This window comes from Haemophilus parainfluenzae, assembly GCF_900450995.1.
Taxonomy (GTDB): Bacteria; Pseudomonadota; Gammaproteobacteria; order Enterobacterales; family Pasteurellaceae; genus Haemophilus_D; species Haemophilus_D parainfluenzae_O.
This window is the reverse complement of sequence record NZ_UGHY01000002.1, coordinates 1,414,595-1,434,454: the sequence shown is the minus strand read 5'-3', so window position 1 is coordinate 1,434,454 and position 19,860 is coordinate 1,414,595. Positions and strand designations below refer to the sequence as shown.

Genomic DNA, 19,860 nt, shown 5'->3' with positions numbered 1-19,860 from the left:
GTAAGTTTTGAACGATGGGCTAGGTTTTACGAAATTGGCTCGGTGAAAGCCCATAAATTGCCTTAAATGCTTTACTAAAATGTGCTTCTGATTGATACCCTACTTCAAGGGCGATTGCCAAAATGGTCTTTTGCGTATTTTTCAATAAAACAGCCGCCATTTCTAACCGCACTTGTGTGAGAAATTTTCCTGGTGGCATCCCGAGTTGCTGTTGAAAGATCCGCATAAAGGTCGCACGAGACATGGATGCCAACTCGGCTAATTGCTCAATATTCCAATCTAATTGAGGTGAAAACAGGATTTTTTCAAGGACTTGATTCAGTCTTTTATCCTGCAACGAGGCTAATAAGCCTTGATTGAGCAAACCTATTTGTTGAGCATGACGCAAAATATAAATAAACAACACATTTGATAGCGCGTCTATCACGGATTTTGTGCCTTGCTCCGGTTTCTCGGCTTCTTGCAAAAAAAGTGAAACCAAAGGCTGCACTGGCGTATTTTGTAGCGAAAGATGTAAGTAATCTGGTAACGACTCAATTAATAATGACGGTTTTTGATAATAAAACGTCCCACAAAACATCTTCAGATCGGGCGTACCTGCACCTATTTGATGGACATTAAAAAGTGCGTTTGATTTCTCTCTCTGTAGACTATTCTCTCTTTTTTGTTGAGAACTGCCCAAAAAGTGCGGTCTATTTTGAGGGAGAAAAAAGAGATCTCCTTTTTTCAAATGGAACTGTTTTTCTGCAAAGGTTACCCAGCACTCACCTTGCTCAATTAAATGAAATAAACCTTGATATTCCGCCGCATCTGGCTGATGTTCAACTTGCCAATCCCCTTGAAACAAGCAGCGAATATTAATTTCCCCACGCACTTGCGCCAGCTGAGTTAATTTATCTAAATAATCCATTGTGAGATTTTCCGTCTAAAAGTTAAGACAATTTGACAAGTATCATACGCTAATCTGCTTATAATTCCTCTCGAAATTTGTACTAAATTTAAGGAGAAAAACTATGTTTGCAGATTGGAAAAATGATGTAGCACACGTTAAAAAATCATTCGGTGCATTAGGTAAAAAATACCCTAAAATGTTACAAGCTTACGGCGCATTAGGTGCGGCTGCAGCAGAAGGTAACGTATTAGATGCCAAAACCCGTGAATTAATTGCATTAGCCGTTGCAGTAACAACACGTTGTGAAAGCTGCATTGGCGTGCATGCTGATGAAGCGGTGAAAGCAGGTGCAACTGAAGAAGAAGTGGCAGCAGCATTAGCGATGTCTATCGCATTAAATGCAGGTGCAGCTTACACCTATTCTCTTCGTGCATTAGAAGCTTACAACGCACAAAAAGGCGAATAATTCGCAAGGAACTTTATGATTCTTTTAGCCCTCATTTGAGGGCTTTTTTTATCTCTAAAATTGACCGCACTTTAAAATAAATTTAATGCTCTCATCTGAGCCACTACTTGATCTACCTGAATTTCAGCCATTAAATTTTTGCCTTTTAATTTAGTCACCCAAGGCAATTCACTTGAAGGTTTTCCTTGTTCTTTTTGCACATTTTCTTCATATACTGACACCACATTATCCAGATTATGATAAGGCGCGGTGCGCAATGGATTGTGATAGGCATACAATCCAATCACTGGCGTACCTTGAGTAGTAGCAATATGGGCTGGCCCAGAATCAGGCGAAATGACTAAATCTGCTTGATGAATTAATGCGGCAAGTTGTTTCAAACTGGTTTTTCCAGATGCATCAACAGCTTCAAAATCACAAAGTGCGATAATTTTTTTCACCATTTCTAATTCGCGTTTTGCCGGCGAACTACAAAAAATCACATTCACATGATGTTGATGAGCAATGTTCGCCACCTCTGCATAACGCTCCACCAACCAATCTTTCTCGGCTTTACTAGAGCAAGGAGAAATAATCAGATTTTTACGCGTAGGATCAATAAACTGTTTGGCGTATCCTCGATCTGCATCAGAGATCGCTAATTGCCAAGAAAGCATTTCTGCCGGTGGCACTCCTAGATAATCGGCAAAAGCCATAAAACCATCTAGCACATGAGTCGTTTCAGGATCTTGAACTCGGTGATTCACAAACAACCACTGCCCTTCTCGAGAACGTTTTTTGCCAAACCCAATTTTATATTTTGCTTGAATACCAAGAGAGATAATAGAAGCACGAAATGCCGTCTGCATATTCAAAAGCGCATCAAATTGATTATTTTTCAAAAACATCCATAAATTCCACACGCCTTTCCAACCGCTCTTTTTATCGTAAGGAACAAGTTCCACGCCTTCAATACCAGAAAGCAAGCCCATTTCTGTTTTACCCACAATCCACGTTAATTTTGTTTGCGGCCAATAACGTTTAATATGTTGTACCACCGCAAGTGCATGGCAAACATCACCCACCGCAGACAAACGCAAAATACAAAGTGATTTAGGGGGGGAGGTAAAAAGTGGAGAATGGGACATTTGAATTCCTCACGCATTTAATTTCCACCTATTTTAAAGTAGAATGAGAGCATTTTCTATTATTCGGTTCAACTAAAATGCTTGAATTCCAAAAAGATAATCAATTCTTTCTTTTTAATCTCACGGAAAAACCAACGGAGCCCGCTTCATTTTTTGAATCGGCTTTTTGGGAAAAACAACAACGTATTACCGGTTCAGCCAAAGGACGTGGCACAACCTACTTCCTGGATACAAAAGATCTGTTTGGTGTAAATACAGCCCTTCGTCACTATTATCGCGGTGGTTTATGGGGAAAATTCAACAAAGATCGCTATCGTTTTCAATCATTGACTGAAACTCGCAGCGTAGCAGAACTTCAGCTTTTAAATCAACTCCATCAAGCAGGTGTTGCTGTGCCTAAACCTGTTGCTGCATGTGTTAAAAAAGGCAAATTAGGTATTTGCTACCAAGCGGATATCTTGATTGAAAAGATCGAAAATGCCCAGGATCTGACTGGACTTTTACAAATCCAGAACCTGCCTAATAATATCTGGCAAGCCATCGGGAAATTAATTCGCCAATTACATGATTTGCAAATCTGCCATACGGATCTCAATGCTCATAATATTCTCGTTCAACAACTCGAAAATGAACAAAAATGTTGGCTTATTGATTTCGATAAGTGCGGTCAAAAATCGGGTGATTTTTGGAAACAAAGCAACCTAGAAAGATTACACCGCTCTTTTGTCAAAGAAGTCGGCAGAATGAACATTCAATTCAATAAAGATAATTGGACTGAATTGTTGAAAGGATATAACGCCTAAAACGCGTTATAGAAAGGGAATAAAAAAGACCGCCTAATGCGATCTCTGTAAAATGGTCCCCCCTACCGGACTTGAACCAGTGACCAAGCGATTATGAGTCGCCTGCTCTAACCGACTGAGCTAAGGGGGGAAAGTGCGAGTGATTATAGAGAAATAATCCGTTGAAGTCTATATACAAAAGGATGGTCGTTTGAAAATTGACCATCCTTTTTAGATCTATTATTGCAATACCGAAATATCCGCCACTTGTAAGAACAAGCCTTGTAACGTGTTTAAAATCGCTAAACGGTTTTGACGTAGCGCTGGATCTTCAGCATTTACCATTACGTTATCAAAGAAGCTATCTACTGGTGCGCGTAAGTTAGCTAATTTATCTAATACTGCGGTGTAATCGCCTTGTGCGATAAGCGGTTGAACTTCAGTGCGTAATGCAAGTACCGCTTCAGCAAGGGCTTTTTCTGCTGGTTCTACGCAAGCGGTTAAATTGATCTCACCAATTGCAACATCCGCTTTAGCTAAGATGTTACTTACACGTTTATTTGCTGCTGCTAACGCTTCCGCTGAATCTAAAGTACGGAAGTGTGAAACCGCACGCACACGCGCATCAAAATCAGCAGGGCGAGTTGGACGACGCGCTAATACCGCTTGAATCACATCCACCGCAATGTCTTCATCTTGATACCATGCACGGAAACGACCGAGCATGAAATCTACTACCTCTTTTGTTACCTCATCAACAGTTGGAACTGATGCATCTGGAGCAGTTAGCCCATCTTTGCTCGTAATAATCCCCTTATAACGAGTAAATGGACTTCGTTCTGGAGAGCGACGACCAGATCCTAATAAATGTTTATATGTTCCAATAGACTTTCTTACTAAATCATCCAAATCAAGAGGAAGATTTTTCTCAACAATAATACGCAATGCCCCTAATGCTGCACGACGCAATGCAAATGGGTCTGCACTGCCTTTAGGCGCTTGTCCGATGCCGAAGATCCCCGTTAGGGTGTCAAATTTATCCGCTAAAGCAACCGCACTTGCCACTAGAGATTTTGGTAATTCATCGCCAGCAAAGCGTGGCATATATTGTTCATTTAACGCCACTGCGACCTCTTCATCTTCACCGTCGTGACGCGCGTAATGCATACCCATTACACCTTGCGTATCGGTGAATTCGAATACCATGTTGGTCATCAAGTCACATTTTGACAGTAAGCCAGCACGTTTTGCTTTCACTTCATTTGCACCGATTTGTTTTGCAATTTCACCTGCAAGCAGTTCAATACGGTCAGTTTTATCTTTCAATGTGCCCAGTTGCTGTTGGAACAACACGGTTTCTAAACGCGGTAAACGATCGACCAGTTTTTGTTTTAAGTCGGTTTTAAAGAAGAATTCCGCATCGGTTAAACGTGGGCGAACTACTTTTTCATTCCCTTCGATAATCGCGGTTGGATCTTCCGGGTTGATATTCGAAACGAAAATAAAGTGCGGTAATAATTTGCCGTCTTTGTCATAAATCGGGAAATATTTTTGGTCGCCTTTCATGGTGTAAACCAAGGCTTCCGCAGGTACTGCTAAGAAACGTTCTTCAAATTTTGCCGCTAGTACGTTTGGATATTCCACCAACGAGGTTACTTCTTCAAGCAGACTTTCTTCAATATCAGCCACGCCGCCAAGTGCGGTCGCTTTTGCTTGAGATTTTGCAAGAATTTCCGCTTTACGCTCATTGAAATCGGCTACCACAGACCCTTTTTCACGCAACAATTGTGGGTATTGGTCTGCGTGTTGAATTTCAAATTCTTTCTCGCCTAAGAAACGGTGACCGCGAATAGTGCGCGCACTTGCCACACCTAAAATTTCACCTTCAATTAACTCATCACCCAATAACATAGTCACAGTATGAACCGGACGGATAAATTGCACGGTTTTATCTGCCCAACGCATTGGTTTTGGAATTGGCAATTTTACTAAGGCATTAGCCACAATATCGTTCAGCAAGTTTTTAGTTGGCTGCCCCTCAATTTTTGCACGATGAACTAACCATTCACCTTTATCGGTCGCAATACGTTCTGCTTGCTCAACGGTAATACCACAACCACGCGCCCAACCTTCAGCCGCTTTTGTTGGTTTGCCTTCTGCATCAAAGGCTGCTGATACTGCAGGTCCGCGTTTTTCGATTTCTTTGCTTGGTTGCTGTGTGGCTAAGTTCAACACTTTCACTGCTAAACGACGCGGCGCTGCAAACCATTCGATTTTGTCGAATGATAAGCCCGCTTGGTTTAATTCCGCCTCTACGTTATCCGCAAAAGAGGTCGCTAATGTTTTGAGAGCTTTTGGTGGCAGCTCTTCTGTGCCGATTTCTACTAGGAAGTTTTGGGTTGTCATTTTGTTTTCTCTTAACTTATTGATATTGATTCATATCTCTTGTTCTATGTTCAATAATTTCATTAGGTTCATCTAACCAATGGACATTTTGAATTAAGTTTGCACAATCAATACCACCATTTTGTTTTACTTGCGCAGCAAGTTCCATAAATTCATCTTTATTCGAGAAATTTTTAATTTCAGTTAATCTTTCATCAGTAAATGCAGCAAGTAAAAATCTATCGTATGGGTTATTTGTTCCGATTGTTCCTGTTGAACACCATTGTAATGCTGAACGTCGTTCCTGAAATTCTCGTGTTACAGGCTCTCCCATAATTTGAATAACTTCAGCCTCTGTCATTCCACGTCGCAAAAACTTTGCATTTTCTAGTGGCTGTCTTGTCCAATTTTTTTCTTGAGTAGGCAGTTTAATAACAGCCCCTCCATAAGTATTCGGATTTGCTTCACAACTAGCTAAGGTTAATCCAATAATACTTAATCCAACTAATTTTAATAACATTTTTTTCATCTAATTATCCTTAGGTTGAGTAATCAAAATTTATAAAAAATCTTAAAAATTGACTTACTTTCTATTAAACATCTCGCCTTTTATTACCAGTTTTACTATTCACTTCTGCCAAATCTCCCCTAACCCCTCTTTGCTAAAGAGGGGATTGGATCTTTACAGAGTTAGATATCTGCGTTCTACATCAACCTCTTTTTGAAAGAGATTGAATTAATCTCTATTGAAATCGAAATGCAAATGAGCCTGTTGCTATTAATTTACTAAAGAAATCCCCCCTCTTTAGCAAAGAGGGGTTAGGGGAGATTTGGCACAAGTTAATCCAACCTCATACTCTATCAGCCCTCACATTCTCCAAAAATAAATAAATCTGCTCAACTACCGCTTCAATTTCACGTATGACTTCATCATTGCTAAATCGCATCACCATAAAACCAAGTGAATTTAATTCTGCATCTCGCAATGCATCTTTTTCCTGATGATCTGGCTCATAGTGCTGACTACCATCTAATTCGATAATCAGCTTTGCTTTCGCACAATAAAAATCAACAATATAGCTTAAAAGTGGCTTTTGTCGATTAAATCGAAATCCTAATAATTGATCTCGATTGATGCGTTGCCATAGTTTTCTTTCCGCATCCGTTTGATCCACTCGTAGTTTCTGCGAATTCTCTTTTAAGTATTTTTCATAGGGTTGCATGAAAGCTACTTCTTGCCGTTTTCAATACCCTCACTCAACACCTGTTGAAAACGCTCGTAATCACAAAAGCCCTTTTCATCTTTTTCACAGCCTTTGAGGGTTAATGCTGTTTGGTTTGGTGGTGTTGCTAAACTTAATGGCGTGATGTTAATCAGTTGTTCAGTGGTTTGATACACATAATCCAACTTAAATTTTAGCTTACCACTTGGTTTGTGCTTCCACACTTCAAATAGTAACTTGCCACCGATTGGGATATTTTCTAATGAATCATTCAATTCGTAAGGCTCAACACCTAGTGCTGCAAGCAGAGCGACGATATTAGAATCGTGTCCAACCAATAAGTTAATTTTGTTCTCACTATTTAGCTGTTGCTGAATAAATGCCAATAACGGATATGAGGCATTTTGTGCCAACGCTTCGTTGTTTTTAAATAAAGTGCGGTAATATTCGTTTTTAATTTCGTTAATTGCACGCCATTTTTCTTGGCTATTCACGCGCCCGTTTGCGATTTCTGAATCAGGCTTGCCCACATAATGCGCGAGTAATAATGCACTGACAATTTTCTTTCCTGTGCTGATAGAACCCGTAATTTTGACCGACTTGCCGTCTTTAATACTGTATTCACCGACTTTTTTACCTAAATCACATTCGCCTTTTTGCAAGCAGTTTGGTGAGTTTTTGTAATCGATGATTTCACTCAATAGCGCATAATTTGGCGCTAATTTTTGCTGTAAAGCGGTTAAATCAACGTTATTTTTTGCAGATTCAATCAAGGCTTGACTTGGATTATGCGCCTGCGTGTTAAAAATTGGATCTTTTTCTGAACCAATTTTACCGTGATGTTGCAGTTGAACATTACAGCCGGCAAATGCGCCAGAAACAATCGCTTGCCCTGTTGCAATGGTGCGTTGCACACCATTTGCATAAGCGAAAATACCTTCGCCCGATGCACAACGTTCTGTCGTTAATAACCCTTTATCCGCAAGCCATTGACCTAAATATTGTCCGAAGTAGGTTTCTAATACTGTACCTTTTGCCGTGAGATAACCTGATGGCACATCCCATTTCGCCCATTCATAAGGGGAATATTTCGCCATTTCTTGCGGATCTTTTTCCACTGGTGAACGCAACCCATGTCGGCTAAAAATCAATACTTTCTCTAATTCATAATCAGAACTTGAGGAATTTGAGCCATTTTCTGTTGCCAACACGCTACTTGCTAAAGCTGAGCCAAGCAAAAGTGCGGTGAATTTTAGGATTATTTTTTTCATATTCGAGACCTAATCTAATTTTTCTACTAGTACCAATCTTTCTTCATTCACGCAATCCACTAAAATGCGTTTTACCCGTTCTTGCCAGAGGCTTTGGAAATGCGTGATTTCATCTGCTTTTAATTGATTGTTAAATGCTCTTGGCAGCAACTCACGGATTTCATCTGACCATGGGGCTACTTCATCTAAATTAAGGGTTAATTTAACCGCACTTTGATTATCTTTACGTTTTAAGATGAAGGTCGCATCAGTTTCATTATTGAAGCTCAATAAATTTCGGCGAGAAAAACGTTTAGCCACACCCATGCCAGCAAAACCCATCTCCGTTGTTGCGCCTGTAAGTAATGTTGCGATAGAGGCAACCACACCTGTTGTGCCTTCTTCTCTACCTTTTGTCATCAATACTTCAATATTGCCACGCTCTGGCATGTCATTACCATAAAGCGCTTTTAAACCTCGAATAACCGCAACAAAGCTTCCTGCAACAGTCGGGCAAGAATGACCAGCCAGTTTCACTGCATCTTGATAAGAATAGGTCATTAAACCACCTTCTGCTGCACCTAAAAATGCAGCTAAGGGATCACGCAAACAAATCGTAGGTCCTTGCCCAAAGAAAGTAGGAACGCCATTTTTAAATTCAATTGTCATAGTAAGCTCCTTAGGATTACTTGTTACTTCTATTATGAAATGAAACTACTTACGAATCTTCCAACTTTTCTTGGTTTTCATTACAAGCGGTCAAAATCATCGCTGAAGTTGCAAAGGCTAAGGTTTTTTTCACCATTTTAGAAAATCTCTTTTAATTTGGATTCATCCAAAATAACACGGTCGTCATCTAACAATAATGCTGGAAAGCCTGCATAACCTTGTGCTTTTGCATCATCAAATGCGGCGTGACGATCACGCAAGCGTAACCATTGTTTCAAATTTGGGATGGAAGATAGTACTTCCACTGACTCATAATCCACACCCAAGCGTTTTAACTCTGCCACAAATGGCGCAGTATCAGGGCAATCTGCCGCATAATAAAGAATGGGTTTCATTATTCACCTCCTTGTTCTGCTGCCGCAGTTGGATTTAATTTCGGCTCAGCAATTTTGGTTAAGCGGTTACGATCGCGATGTTCAAATGGGGCATCATAATTTGGGATAATCATGGTTGTGGTTTGATCGTATGACCAAGTGCCATCATCATGGAATTTCACCGTCATTTCAAAACTTTCCGTGGTAAATGAACGCTCCAAGAACGGATTCGAAATAATACCGTTTGTTAGTGAACCGCGTGCCGCTTTTACCGTAAACTCTTTCGCATCAGCCGGTGCATTACCGACAGCAATAAAGGTTTGGCCACGTGGAATGCTACCTGTTAATAAAATATTGCCTGTTTCAGGCTCCCATAACCAATAGCCCACTTGATCGTGGAACGTCTCCACTTCGCCTGGTTGTACAATATGGGTGTGATAGCGTAATCCATAATAGAGTTGCGGACCGTTGGTTTGACCATCAGTTGGATGGGCTTCGTAACGTTCGATATAAGGATCTTTTTCTGGCCCTTCCGCTTTCGGGTTGATATCCACACCACGCTTACCTTCCCAAACACCCGCTAATTTTGCCAATGGGCCTAAATTCGCAAGTGTATTAGGATTAGTTTCTGCTTCCGTGTAGATATCATCTGGGTATTGAAAATCTTTCATTATTTTCTCCTTATATCGTCGTGTTAATGCTTAAAGTGCGATTGTTTTTTGACTATTTTTTACAACCTGGGAAGCCTAAGGCTTCACGGCTCGCATAGTATGCTTCCGCCACACCTTTAGTTAATGCACGAATGCGTAAAATGTAGCGTTGACGCTCAGTAACGGAAATCGCTTTGCGCGCGTCTAACAAGTTAAAGTTGTGTGCCGCTTTTAAGATGCGCTCGTAAGCCGGCAATGGTAACGGACGCTCTAATTCCAATAAGCTTTTGGCTTCTTTTTCATATTGATCGAAGCAGTAGAATAAGAAATCGGTGTTTGCGTGTTCAAAGTTATAGGTTGATTGCTCAACTTCATTTTGATGGAAAACATCGCCATAAGTGGTTTTGCCTAATGGGCCGTCAGACCAAACTAAGTCATACACAGAATCTACGCCTTGAATGTACATGGCTAAACGCTCTAAACCGTAAGTCACCTCACCGGTAACCGGTTTACATTCTAAGCCGCCCACTTGTTGGAAATAGGTAAACTGGGTCACTTCCATGCCGTTTAACCATACTTCCCAGCCTAAGCCCCAAGCACCTAAGGTTGGGTTTTCCCAGTTATCTTCTACGAAACGAATGTCGTTTTTGGTCGGATCGAAGCCGAGCATTTCAAGCGAGCCTAAATAAAGTTCTTGAATGTTATCTGGAGAAGGTTTGATCACTACTTGGAATTGGTAGTAATGCTGTAAACGGTTTGGGTTTTCGCCATAACGACCATCAGTTGGACGACGTGAAGGTTGCACATAAGCAAATGCCATTGGCTCTGGGCCTAACGCGCGTAATGCGGTCATTGGGTGAGAAGTTCCTGCACCCACTTCCATATCAAATGGTTGAACAATGGTACAACCTTGATTTGCCCAATATTCTTGCAAGGCTAAAATCATGCCTTGGAATGTTTTTACGTTGAATTTTGTACTCATAATTTTTTTAATAATAATGTGATGAAAAACACTGCCATTATACTTGAAACTATAAGGCGGATAAAGGCGAAAAAGTGCGGTCAAAAAACGAATTTTTTTACAAAATGAACAGAATTTGTAAAGTAAATGAAAATTCTCAACTAGGAAATGAATTTCTATTGTGTCAAAATAGAACACTTTTTAAAAATAGGAACCAATTTAATGAAAACTAACTTGATTACTACCGCACTTTTATTGGGTGCATCGGCTTTTGTACAAGCTGAAACCAAAACCGAGCTTGAACCGATCAATGTGTATTCAGCTTACGCAACACCTGTAAACCAAGATCAAACCGCTTCATCTGTTACTGTTTTAACTGAGAAAGATTTTTTAGAACGTAATGCGACTTATGTAAGTGATGTGTTGAAGACCGTACCGGGTGTGGCAATGAGTGCAAATGGTGGACGTGGGGCGTTAACTAGTTTGTTCTTACGTGGTGCAGAATCTAATCACACTGTAGTTATCATTGATGGCGTTAAAATGAATCCAGTTAATGGCAGGGGATTTGATTTTGGTGGACTTTCATTAAGTAATATTGATCGCATTGAAGTATTACGTGGTGAGCAATCTGCTCTTTGGGGCAGTGATGCGATGGGAGGAGTAATCTACATCACAACAAAAAGTGGTCTTTACAAAGACAAGCCTGTGAACTTAGATTTTGATATTGGTACGGGTTCGCATGGTACAGTGGATGGTTCTGCGTCTGTTTCAGGCTATAATCAAGGTTTTTATTATTCATTACATGGTGATAGCCATCACACACGTGGTATTTCAGCCTTAAGTGATCGAGAATTCCTTTATAAAGGTAGAAATGGCGCACAATATCGCCCATCTTTCCTAGGGACTGAGCGTGATAAATTCCACCGCGATAACGCGTCTGCTCGTGTTGGATTTGATGATGGCAAAAAAGGTGTAGAATTTTTAACGTCGCACTCTAGTCAGACGGTGCGTTATGACAGCTATTTTGATGCAAAAGATGGTATGAATGATTATAAAACCCGCATTCGTGACACGCTATATAAATTCAGTGGCTATTTAGGTAGCGATCAAGATTTATTCAAACATAAAATTAATTTGAATCGTTTTAAAACTGACAACAAAGATTATTATGGACACTATACTGCTCGTCGTGATGACGCAAGCTATCAATTAGATTTCAACTTTGATCGCGAAGGAGACATTAAACAATCTCTTAGTTTGTTAGCAGACTATAATAAAAGCCGTTATTTAGGCTCAGAATACAACCATAAATTAAAACTTAATGAAAAGAGTGTTGCGTTAGAATACCGATTGTTAAGCGAAGATGATCATAGCCTTTCTATCAGCGGACGAACAATTGATAATTCTCAATATGGGCATGCTTTTAATGCACGTTTAGCTGGAGCATACCGTCTTTCTCCTAATTTCCGTTTACATGCTGCGTTAGGCTCTGCATCTCAAGCACCAAATGTTGCGGAATACTTTGGTTACAGCGGTTATTCAATTGCTAACTTTGAGCTTAAATCAGAAAAAAGCCGTGGTGGTGAATTCGGATTATTAACACAAACATCCGATAAACGTCATAATTTGGACGTTACGTATTTTGCGCGTAATGTAAAAGATTTAATTTCCGATCAAATTGTTTCTTGTATTACTTGGTGTACTTATCAAGCACAAAATATGTCTGGCACAAGCCATATTCGTGGCGTAGAAATAGCATATAGCGGACAGCTGAATGATAAACTCAATGCTTATGCAAATTACACTTATACTGCAGCTAAAGATAGTTCTGGTTTACAATTAATTCGTCGACCGAAACACGTGGCTAATGGTGGACTTGCTTATAAAATTACTGAACACTGGGGCAGTGATGTAAACATTTCTTATGTTGGTAAAAGAGTGGATGACAATAAACATCGCTATCAAATGCCTTCTTATACTTTGGTTAATTTAGGCGTGAATTATCAATTAAGCAAAAATCTAAACATTTATGCGAATTTAAACAATGTTTTTGACCGAAAATATGAAAGTACAGTACGCTACGGCCAAGACGGTCGCAACGTTTATGTTGGGTTGAAAGGATCGTTCTAATTATTTCCCTCTAATAAGGGCGTGCTTAGCACGCCTTTTTACATTCTTGATGGCGTAGCGTATCATTATCTATATGCAAAAAACTCGCTTAATTTTAACCGCACTTTTCCTTCCGTTTACCGCTCAGGCTTCGGAACAATTTGTCTCGCTTACGCTTTGCAGTGACAGACTGCTTATCGAACTGGCTGAGCCTTCGCAAATTGCTGCACAGTCACCTTATTCGAAAAATCCGTTGATGATGTTAGACAAAATCAATACCGACAAACCTGTGCTGGAACCGCAATTAACGGAATTATTGCCCTATTTAGATAAAACTATTCTGATTAACGAAACCTTTTATCCACAATTAGTCGCAGAGCTGAAAAAACTCAACGCGAAGATTATTCCGATTAACGACAGTCCGCAGACACCAGATGAATTATTTGCGCTGATTCTAGACTTAGGCAAGCTACTGGGTAATGAGCAAAAGGCGGCTGATTTAGTAACAAAACTCAAATCGCAAAACTTTCACTTAAATCGACCGCTTACTGACACACTAATTTTGTCGGAAACAGGCGTAGTGGAAAGTTATTATCCGCAATATCCCGTGCTGTTAAATTTACTCGGATTAACACCGTTAAAAACGCCACTAACCGCACAAAACTTCTCGCTAGAAAAAGTGATTTTGAGCCAACCGAATGTGCTCATTTCACTGACTGACAAACAAGGTTACAATGCGCAAGCAGAACTGCTACAACACCCTATGTTGCAAGATTTTTTCAAAAACCAACCGCTTGTCAGCATCCCAATGAAATATACCTATTGCTTCGATCACGGTGTGTGGCAAGGGGCGGAGAAGATTTATCAACAGTTAAAATAATGTAGTTGCAAATCTCCCCTAACCCCTCTTTGCTAAAGAGGGGAATTATTATGGTGATAATTTATAATTTTGATATTTATTTAAATTATCATATATAAAAATTGTAACTACATCACTCTAGATTAATTTAATAATGAAATCCCCCTCTTTAGCAAAGAGGGGTTAGGGGAGATTTGACAAACTCAAATTAACAAATGATATTTGGATTACATAGGAAATTGATCATTGACCAAAACACTCAAATTAAATACCGCACTTTTCTTCGCGTTGCTATTGATTAGCGGCTTTGCGATTTATCATCAGCTCGGTGACTTTGCCCATCTCAAAAATGCGGATGGTGCGCTCACCGATATGCGTTCGATGGTGCTGTGGGATATTCGTTTTCCGCGTATTGGCTTAGCTTTATTGACGGGAGCTAGTCTCGCGATTGCCGGCAATGCGATGCAAGGTATTTTCCAAAATCCATTAGCGAGTCCAGGTTTACTCGGCAGTAGTGCTGGTGCAACAGCGGCTAGTGTATTTACCCTTTATTATTTTGCTGTACCATTTTCACTTCTCTTAGCGGGTGGCGTAATTGGTGCACTTTTAAGTTTTTTAATCGTGTATTTGATCGCCAAAAACTACGGCACCACGATGATGATTCTAAGTGGCTTAGCCGTGAATATGCTACTTGGCTCAGCAATTGCATTACTGCTTTCCAACGCGGAAAGTCCGTGGGCATTAGCCGAACTTTACCGCTGGTTACAAGGCTCGTTGATGTGGGCAAAATTAGATACTTTACTTATTTCACTCCCCATTGTTCTGGCGGGGATCTTCTGTTTATTCCACACTCGCCGATACCTAGATTTACTCACCTTTGGTGAAGAAACTGCGAGCACCATGGGCGTAGATCCGAAACGTAGCTTTTTCATCAGCACCTTTGGTGTGGCCTTATTAGTCGGGGCGACCATTCCACAAACCGGTACCATTGGCTTTATCGGCCTAATCGCGCCACACTTTGCCCGTATTTTACTAAAAGCTCGCCCATCACAGCTTTACCTTACCAGCACATTAATTGGGGCGTTATTACTGTTACTAGCCGATTTAGCCATTTTATATATCCCGCTGTTCTCACATATTTACATCGGCACATTGACGGCACTTATCGGCGCACCTTGCTTGATTTGGATGTTATTAACGCAGCAGAGAAAAATCTATGATTAGAATTGAAAAACTCACCCAATCCTATTGCTTAAATGGCATCAACTGTACGCTTCCTTCAGGTAAATTGATTGGCATTATGGGCGCCAATGGTGCGGGAAAATCTACCTTATTGAAAACCATTGCGGGTATCTTGCCCTCAAACAAGGGGAAATTTGGTTTGATGCTCAACCATTAAGCAAAATGAATGCAACTGAAAAAAGCCAACACATTGCTTACCTTGCACAAAATACGCAAATTCATTGGGATTTATCCGTTTATGATGTGATTGCGTTAGGTTTAGCAACCCCATTACCAAAAGAAAAAGAGCGGTCAAAAATTCAAGCGTTTTCAGAAAAATTTGCGGTAACGCATTTGCTCGAAAAACCTTTCCAACAACTTTCAGGTGGCGAAAAAGCGCGTGTACAACTCGCTCGTTGCTGTATTAAGGAATCACCTGTTTTATTGGTAGATGAGCCGATTGCGCCACTCGACCCTTATTATCAAATTGATATGATGGAACAGCTTCAATCACTCACACCGCAACATACATGTGTTGTTGCCATTCATCACCTTTCGTTGGCTTATCAATTTTGTGATGAAATTGTTCTATTAGATAAAGGAAAATTGTTAGCTGTAGGTGAAACGCAAGCGGTGTTAAATGCGGAGAATTTGGCAAAAGCCTTTCATATTCAGGCTGAAATTGATCCAATGAAAAAGACTATCTCAAAAATTGAAAAGCAATAAAATAAAAGCACTTAGCGATTCACTAAGTGCTTTTTTATAGAAATGAATTACGGTTGGATTTCTGAATCTACAAAGAAATAAGCAATTTCTCGTTTTGCGCTTTCAACGCTATCAGAACCATGGACAGAGTTTTCACGCTGACTTAATGCGAAGTCTTTACGGATAGTGCCTTCTGCCGCCTCAGCCGGATTCGTTGCACCAATCAAAGTGCGGTAATCTTTCACGGCATTTTCTTTTTCCAACACAGAAACCACCATCGGTCCAGACATCATATACTCCACCAACGGCTCAAAAAATGGTTTACCTTGGTGTTCCGCATAGAAACCTTCCGCTTGGTCTTTGGTTAATTGCACCATTTTAAGCGCAACGACACGGAATCCCTGTGCTTCAAAACGCCCTAAAATAGCACCAATTAAATGACGCTTTACTGCATCGGGTTTGATAATTGAAAAAGTACGTTCTGTCATAAAATCCTACTTAACTTGCTTTCGTTACTAATAAATTTGCTAATGTTTTCACACCGATTCCAGTTGCGCCAACCGCCCATAAATCACTACCTGATTTACGATAAGTGGCCGAACAATCAATATGCAACCAACGTTGTTGATAGTTTTTCACAAAATACGATAAAAATGCCGTTGCAGTACTTGCGCCCGCGACAACCGGCGCTGTACCTGTATTTGCAATATCAGCAAAAGAAGAAGTGATTTGGCTACGATGAAACGCTTCGAAAGGTAAGCGCCAGAACGGTTCATTTTCTTCTTTCGCAGCTTGGAATAGGCTATTTACCAACGCATCATCCATAGAAAGTACACTGTGGTAATCATTACCGACTGCTACTTTCGCTGCACCGGTTAAGGTTGCACAATCAACAATAAATTGTGGATTTTGACTATCGGCTTCAATTAAGCCATCCGCCAATACTAAACGGCCTTCCGCATCAGTATTTAAAATTTCAGCGGTTACACCATTTTTATACGTGATGATATCACCCAATTTAAACGCATTACCACTCACCAAGTTTTCTGCACAGCATAAATAGAGTTTTACACGTTGATTTAAACCGTGCGCAATGGCAAATCCTAATGTGCCCGTTAATAACGCCGCTCCGCCCATATCGGTACGCATGGTACTCATACCATCACTTGGTTTGATACTATAACCGCCACTGTCAAAAGTAATACCTTTACCGACTAAACAGGCTAATACTGGCGCATTTGGATCATTAGTCGGATTAAAATCTAATTGCAACATAGCGGGTGGATTAATAGAACCACGACCCACAGTAAAGATCCCATGGTAACCTTGCTCTTTTAACGCTTCACCAGAAATGATTTGAAAACTGACCGCACTTTTATCGGCATAATTTTCGGCTTGTTTAGAAATAAACTCAACTGCGCGTTCTGCTAATTTAACCGGAGTAAGGGTTTGTGCCGGTTCATTAATAATTTCACGCACAAAATCGCCACATTCAATACGGGCCAATAATTCATCTTGTGGCTCATCATCTAAATGAGGAAATTCAATTGCATAATCTTGCTTCGCCGAGTAAAAACCTTGATAAAATGCCCAGCAATTTTCTAATTCCCATACATCCCCCACAAGCTCAACATCTTTAATACCTTGTCCACGTAACTTACGTGCGGCTTTTTGAATTAAAACAAGGTTCGATTTTTCATCATCTTTAAGATGAATAACGGCTTGATCTTGATTAAAACTTAAAATGGCATTTTTGCCCCAACTCTCCGAAGTGGGAGCCGTTGATAATGTAATTTGCATGTAGTTCTTCTCCTTTATTTATTGTATAAGTTACTTTGCTAATAAGCTCCGGTCTTCTTCCATACAACTTTAAATGTTTTAAATAGAATCACGATATCATTCCATAATGACCAGTTCTTTGCGTACCAAGTATCAAAATAGACACGAGTATCATAACTTACATTATTTCGTCCACTAACTTGCCATAAACCTGTCATTCCAGGCTTTGCCATAAGATAATAATCAACGTCGTCCTGATAATAAGGTAACTCCTCTTTTACTATTGGGCGAGGTCCCACTAAACTCATTTCACCTTTGAGAACATTCCAAAGCTGTGGCAATTCATCTAGACTTCTCGCTCTTAACCATCTTCCTATTGGTGTAATGCGTGGATCATCTTTAAGTTTGAAGTCTTTTTCCCATTCTAGTCTAGCACTTTCATCCGTTGCTAAAAGTTTTTCTAACACTTCATCGGAATTATTTACCATCGTTCTAAACTTCAAACATTTGAATTCTTTTTTATTCTGACCAATTCTTGAATGCTCATAAATTAGTTTCCCCCCATCTTTCTTAATAAGAAAATATAATGGGATACATAATGGGAATAAGAAAAGAATAAGAAAAGAGGCACCCAATATATCAAAGACTCTTTTAATCAATCGAGAAGACCGCTTTGCTAAGTTATTATTTACTCGAAACAGTACCATTTCATGGCTAAACAGAAAAGACATATCCGTACCATAAAGCGGAATACCTCGAAAATCAGGAATAACTGAGATAGAACGGCAACCTTTTCGAATTAAATAACGCAACCAGAAATCCTGCTTTACTTTATTTTCCTCATCTATAGCAAGAATAAACTGTGTAAATTCTGGAGATACCAGTTTGATCAGCAACTCGGGATTATGGCGCATTACTGGCACACCTTCAATATACTCTGACTTATATTCTTCAGTAGTTATAAACAACTTAATATCAAATCCTAAATATGGTTCATTATTTAATGCATCAAATACTTCTTTCGCATTCTTACCATTGCCAATAATAATGGTTTCTTTCAAATACCATCCTAATTTGATAAGTAAATTTTTGATTAAAACTCGCCCCAAGGGCACTAAAGTAAAAACAAAAAGCCAAGTTATAGACCAAAAATAACGAGAAACATAAAGACGGGAAAAAGCAACTATAGCTAGCTCAATAACAAAAATAATTAATAATGTTCTAAATATCTCTTTTAACTCAAACCAAAATGGCTTGCGGTAGGTATAATGACGAAAACGAATCCAAAACCAAATAACACAACAGCCTCCCATAAGGCTATGAATAAAAATAAAAGATGAAAGTTGCTCTATGGGAAAATATTGACCATCCTCCCTACTAAATTTAAGTAAAACAAAGGATGCTAAAAAAATAGAAATCCAGAAAGAAACAAAATCTACAGAAATTTGAAAAAACTTAATAAAATTGGCTCTATTCATGTTACTTTATTCCAATATCCTTTATGCATACTAAAAGCCCTACACCACTTATAAGGTAATCTATAGTAATAATAACCTAATTTAAAGCCGAGCCACTTAGCACATGTAGATAATATAGCTTTAGGAATTAAATGCGGTGACTTTATGGATAAAAACTTTAATTCTGATAGTACAAACCTTTTTCCCTCAGAAGCAGCCCTACCAAATTTCTGTTGAATCCATTTATGTTCTTGCTGAAATACACCGGTATCAAAATAACGTTGGAATTCTTGTTTTAGTGTATAGTTATGACTGTGAAATACGGTTGCCTCAGCACAGTAAGCAATTTTATACCCAGACAAAATCATTTTTGCTGTTAAATACATATCTTCAGCTAGAATTGTGTTATCCGGAAATCCTCCTAATTTATCAAATACAGATAAGCGGTATGCAGCAAAAGAATTAGACATAAATGCTGTCTTGATACCTAATTCTGAAATATCAGCCATAGTTCTTACTCTGGACTCAGACGGATAATTAAAATAACGAGCATGAACTGCTAGCGCTGTTGCTTCATGATGTGGCAACTGTCGTCCACAAACAGCGGCTACTTCAGGATCTAGAAAGGGAACGAGTAAATTCGCTAACGAATCTGGTGAAGCCAAAATTGCATCTTGAGTCATAAATACCACTACATCAGCAAAACTTTTGGCAAATTCAACCGCTTGGTTACGAGTTCTACCATGGTTAAATATAGATTTCAGAATCGTATGAATTGAAAATCCCGCTTCTTCCGCTAGTTTTACCGTATTATCAGAAGAAGAAGAATCAATCACAATGACTTTATCTGCTTTTAAGGACTGAGATTGATAAGCGGCAATCCAGTCTTTCCAGAGATTGTCGGCGTTGTGGGTTGGTATGCATAATACAAACCGAAGAGCGGTCATTTTT

At 39.6% G+C, this 19,860-nt stretch carries 19 protein-coding genes, 1 tRNA gene and 1 pseudogene; 6 read left to right on the top strand and 15 right to left on the bottom strand.

Features of this window, described 5'->3' with window-relative positions; translation table 11 throughout:
* Positions 1–19: 19 nt before the first annotated feature.
* Positions 20–910, bottom strand: a complete 891-nt coding sequence (locus tag DX522_RS07265; RefSeq protein WP_115180315.1) for a cupin domain-containing protein — start codon at positions 908–910, stop codon at positions 20–22.
* 103 nt (positions 911–1,013) lie between these two features.
* Between DX522_RS07265 and DX522_RS07260 the strand changes: the two genes are divergently transcribed.
* Positions 1,014–1,358: a carboxymuconolactone decarboxylase family protein gene (locus DX522_RS07260; protein WP_005698020.1), complete on the top strand. Its 345-nt coding sequence runs from the start codon at positions 1,014–1,016 to the stop codon at positions 1,356–1,358.
* Between the two features lie 71 nt (positions 1,359–1,429).
* Here the strand turns inward: DX522_RS07260 and DX522_RS07255 are convergent, their stop codons facing one another.
* Positions 1,430–2,485 (bottom strand): glycosyltransferase family 9 protein, encoded by a 1,056-nt coding sequence (locus DX522_RS07255; RefSeq protein ID WP_115180314.1) that lies wholly within the window; start codon positions 2,483–2,485, stop codon positions 1,430–1,432.
* A 77-nt stretch (positions 2,486–2,562) separates the two neighbouring features.
* Between DX522_RS07255 and DX522_RS07250 the strand changes: the two genes are divergently transcribed.
* Positions 2,563–3,288: a 3-deoxy-D-manno-octulosonic acid kinase gene (locus DX522_RS07250; protein ID WP_115180313.1), complete on the top strand. Its 726-nt coding sequence runs from the start codon at positions 2,563–2,565 to the stop codon at positions 3,286–3,288.
* 53 nt (positions 3,289–3,341) lie between these two features.
* Here the strand turns inward: DX522_RS07250 and DX522_RS07245 are convergent.
* The 9 genes from DX522_RS07245 to glyQ form a co-directional block, all read right to left on the bottom strand.
* Positions 3,342–3,418, bottom strand: a tRNA-Ile gene (locus DX522_RS07245).
* Between the two features lie 89 nt (positions 3,419–3,507).
* Positions 3,508–5,673: a glycine--tRNA ligase subunit beta gene (gene glyS / locus DX522_RS07240; RefSeq protein WP_115180312.1), complete on the bottom strand. Its 2,166-nt coding sequence runs from the start codon at positions 5,671–5,673 to the stop codon at positions 3,508–3,510.
* A gap of 16 nt (positions 5,674–5,689) precedes the next feature.
* Positions 5,690–6,181 carry a hypothetical protein gene (locus tag DX522_RS07235; RefSeq protein ID WP_115180311.1) on the bottom strand — a complete coding sequence of 164 codons (492 nt, stop codon included), beginning with the start codon at positions 6,179–6,181 and terminating at the stop codon, positions 5,690–5,692.
* 322 nt (positions 6,182–6,503) lie between these two features.
* Positions 6,504–6,875, bottom strand: a complete 372-nt coding sequence (locus DX522_RS07230) for a DUF559 domain-containing protein (protein WP_115180310.1) — start codon at positions 6,873–6,875, stop codon at positions 6,504–6,506.
* A gap of 5 nt (positions 6,876–6,880) precedes the next feature.
* Positions 6,881–8,146 (bottom strand): histidine-type phosphatase, encoded by a 1,266-nt coding sequence (locus tag DX522_RS07225; protein ID WP_115180309.1) that lies wholly within the window; start codon positions 8,144–8,146, stop codon positions 6,881–6,883.
* 9 nt (positions 8,147–8,155) lie between these two features.
* Positions 8,156–8,794, bottom strand: a complete 639-nt coding sequence (locus DX522_RS07220) for a hypothetical protein (RefSeq protein ID WP_115180308.1) — start codon at positions 8,792–8,794, stop codon at positions 8,156–8,158.
* A 137-nt stretch (positions 8,795–8,931) separates the two neighbouring features.
* Positions 8,932–9,189, bottom strand: a complete 258-nt coding sequence (locus DX522_RS07215) for a hypothetical protein (protein WP_005709778.1) — start codon at positions 9,187–9,189, stop codon at positions 8,932–8,934.
* Entirely contained in the window at positions 9,189–9,839 is a 651-nt protein-coding gene (locus DX522_RS07210) for an FABP family protein (RefSeq protein ID WP_115180307.1), read from the bottom strand. The genes DX522_RS07215 and DX522_RS07210 overlap by 1 nt, the downstream gene beginning before the upstream one ends.
* A gap of 52 nt (positions 9,840–9,891) precedes the next feature.
* The gene (glyQ, locus tag DX522_RS07205) at positions 9,892–10,800 is read right to left on the bottom strand and encodes a glycine--tRNA ligase subunit alpha (RefSeq protein WP_115180306.1); all 909 of its coding nucleotides are present in this window, start codon (positions 10,798–10,800) and stop codon (positions 9,892–9,894) included.
* 201 nt (positions 10,801–11,001) lie between these two features.
* Between glyQ and DX522_RS07200 the strand changes: the two genes are divergently transcribed.
* From DX522_RS07200 to DX522_RS07185, 4 genes and pseudogenes are all read left to right on the top strand, one after another.
* A complete protein-coding gene (locus tag DX522_RS07200) occupies positions 11,002–12,909 on the top strand; it encodes a TonB-dependent receptor plug domain-containing protein (protein WP_115180305.1) in 1,908 nt (635 codons plus the stop codon).
* A gap of 73 nt (positions 12,910–12,982) precedes the next feature.
* A complete protein-coding gene (locus DX522_RS07195) occupies positions 12,983–13,768 on the top strand; it encodes a helical backbone metal receptor (protein ID WP_115180304.1) in 786 nt (261 codons plus the stop codon).
* A 225-nt stretch (positions 13,769–13,993) separates the two neighbouring features.
* Complete coding sequence (locus DX522_RS07190) at positions 13,994–14,971, top strand: FecCD family ABC transporter permease (protein ID WP_115180303.1); 978 nt, start codon at positions 13,994–13,996, stop codon at positions 14,969–14,971.
* Positions 14,964–15,694 (top strand): annotated as a pseudogene (locus DX522_RS07185) (ABC transporter ATP-binding protein). The gene DX522_RS07190 and the pseudogene DX522_RS07185 overlap by 8 nt, the downstream one beginning before the upstream one ends.
* A 47-nt stretch (positions 15,695–15,741) precedes the next feature.
* Here the strand turns inward: DX522_RS07185 and ndk are convergent.
* Genes ndk through DX522_RS07165 form a run of 4 tightly spaced genes read right to left on the bottom strand, consistent with a single transcriptional unit; the run spans position 15,742 to position 19,856 of the window.
* Positions 15,742–16,161, bottom strand: coding sequence for a nucleoside-diphosphate kinase (gene ndk, locus DX522_RS07180; protein WP_049374675.1), 420 nt, complete (start codon positions 16,159–16,161; stop codon positions 15,742–15,744).
* A gap of 10 nt (positions 16,162–16,171) precedes the next feature.
* Positions 16,172–17,473: an aminopeptidase PepB gene (pepB, locus tag DX522_RS07175; RefSeq protein ID WP_115180302.1), complete on the bottom strand. Its 1,302-nt coding sequence runs from the start codon at positions 17,471–17,473 to the stop codon at positions 16,172–16,174.
* Between the two features lie 38 nt (positions 17,474–17,511).
* Positions 17,512–18,930 (bottom strand): undecaprenyl-phosphate galactose phosphotransferase WbaP, encoded by a 1,419-nt coding sequence (gene wbaP, locus DX522_RS07170; RefSeq protein ID WP_115180301.1) that lies wholly within the window; start codon positions 18,928–18,930, stop codon positions 17,512–17,514.
* Positions 18,927–19,856 carry a glycosyltransferase family 2 protein gene (locus DX522_RS07165; RefSeq protein ID WP_115180300.1) on the bottom strand — a complete coding sequence of 310 codons (930 nt, stop codon included), beginning with the start codon at positions 19,854–19,856 and terminating at the stop codon, positions 18,927–18,929. Before DX522_RS07165 ends, wbaP begins: the two co-directional genes overlap by 4 nt.
* Between the last annotated feature and the right edge of the window lie 4 nt (positions 19,857–19,860).

Coding starts and splice junctions, on each gene's coding strand:
- DX522_RS07265 (WP_115180315.1), bottom strand. CDS start 910: ATGGATTATTTAGATAAATTAACTCAGCTGGCGCAAGTGCGTGGGGAA.
- DX522_RS07260 (WP_005698020.1), top strand. CDS start 1,014: ATGTTTGCAGATTGGAAAAATGATGTAGCACACGTTAAAAAATCATTC.
- DX522_RS07255 (WP_115180314.1), bottom strand. CDS start 2,485: ATGTCCCATTCTCCACTTTTTACCTCCCCCCCTAAATCACTTTGTATT.
- DX522_RS07250 (WP_115180313.1), top strand. CDS start 2,563: ATGCTTGAATTCCAAAAAGATAATCAATTCTTTCTTTTTAATCTCACG.
- glyS (WP_115180312.1), bottom strand. CDS start 5,673: ATGACAACCCAAAACTTCCTAGTAGAAATCGGCACAGAAGAGCTGCCA.
- DX522_RS07235 (WP_115180311.1), bottom strand. CDS start 6,181: ATGAAAAAAATGTTATTAAAATTAGTTGGATTAAGTATTATTGGATTA.
- DX522_RS07230 (WP_115180310.1), bottom strand. CDS start 6,875: ATGCAACCCTATGAAAAATACTTAAAAGAGAATTCGCAGAAACTACGA.
- DX522_RS07225 (WP_115180309.1), bottom strand. CDS start 8,146: ATGAAAAAAATAATCCTAAAATTCACCGCACTTTTGCTTGGCTCAGCT.
- DX522_RS07220 (WP_115180308.1), bottom strand. CDS start 8,794: ATGACAATTGAATTTAAAAATGGCGTTCCTACTTTCTTTGGGCAAGGA.
- DX522_RS07215 (WP_005709778.1), bottom strand. CDS start 9,189: ATGAAACCCATTCTTTATTATGCGGCAGATTGCCCTGATACTGCGCCA.
- DX522_RS07210 (WP_115180307.1), bottom strand. CDS start 9,839: ATGAAAGATTTTCAATACCCAGATGATATCTACACGGAAGCAGAAACT.
- glyQ (WP_115180306.1), bottom strand. CDS start 10,800: ATGAGTACAAAATTCAACGTAAAAACATTCCAAGGCATGATTTTAGCC.
- DX522_RS07200 (WP_115180305.1), top strand. CDS start 11,002: ATGAAAACTAACTTGATTACTACCGCACTTTTATTGGGTGCATCGGCT.
- DX522_RS07195 (WP_115180304.1), top strand. CDS start 12,983: ATGCAAAAAACTCGCTTAATTTTAACCGCACTTTTCCTTCCGTTTACC.
- ndk (WP_049374675.1), bottom strand. CDS start 16,161: ATGACAGAACGTACTTTTTCAATTATCAAACCCGATGCAGTAAAGCGT.
- pepB (WP_115180302.1), bottom strand. CDS start 17,473: ATGCAAATTACATTATCAACGGCTCCCACTTCGGAGAGTTGGGGCAAA.
- wbaP (WP_115180301.1), bottom strand. CDS start 18,930: ATGAATAGAGCCAATTTTATTAAGTTTTTTCAAATTTCTGTAGATTTT.
- DX522_RS07165 (WP_115180300.1), bottom strand. CDS start 19,856: ATGACCGCTCTTCGGTTTGTATTATGCATACCAACCCACAACGCCGAC.